Annotated in this window: 1 protein-coding gene and 1 pseudogene; both read right to left on the minus strand. The window is 65.4% G+C overall.

What is annotated here, in order from left to right:
- A pseudogene (locus EOA27_RS41775) lies at positions 1-192 on the minus strand (efflux RND transporter periplasmic adaptor subunit); the annotation flags it as partial.
- Positions 176-589, minus strand: a 414-nt coding sequence (locus EOA27_RS39315) for an efflux RND transporter permease subunit (protein WP_245491412.1), incomplete at its 5' end; no start/stop codon positions are given. The pseudogene EOA27_RS41775 and the gene EOA27_RS39315, both read right to left, overlap by 17 nt.

Raw genomic sequence — 589 nt, forward strand, 5'->3', positions numbered from 1 at the left:
GATCGCGACCGATTGCGGATGCAGCGTCACGACGCCGACCTCGGGCCTGCCGGCACCCCCCATGCCGGCCGGCACCTGGCTCTTCTCCTGCGAGCAGGCTGCCAACAGAAGCGTGGCGTACAGGAATCCCGCCCAGGGAGACAGGCGGCGTAGCCTTGCCGGCGATGGAGAACGATCAGGTTGGGTATGCATTGGCTGGATTTTTCCCTGGAGTTGTGGTCCTCGCCCGGCCGTCCGCGCCGGGCGGTTCGACCAACAGCTTGCCCAGGTGACGGGCGAGGAAATGCTGGATGTCGTCCATGAAGGTATAAACGACCGGCACGTAGACGAGGCTGAGTACGGTCGAGGAGATGAGCCCGCCGATCACGGCGATCGCCATCGGCGCACGCGTCTCGGCGTCGGCGCCGATGCCAAGCGCGATCGGCAGCATGCCGGCGCCCATGGCGATCGATGTCATGACGATGGGCCTGGCCCGCTTGCGGATGGCGTCGAGCAGTGCCTCGAAGCGGCTCATGCCGTGCTCCTTCTCGGCGACCAGGGCATATTCGACAAGCAGGATCGAGTTCTTGGCCGTGATGCCCATCAGCAT

It is taken from the genome of Mesorhizobium sp. M2A.F.Ca.ET.037.01.1.1, from assembly GCF_003998075.1.
Taxonomy (GTDB): domain Bacteria; phylum Pseudomonadota; class Alphaproteobacteria; order Rhizobiales; family Rhizobiaceae; genus Mesorhizobium.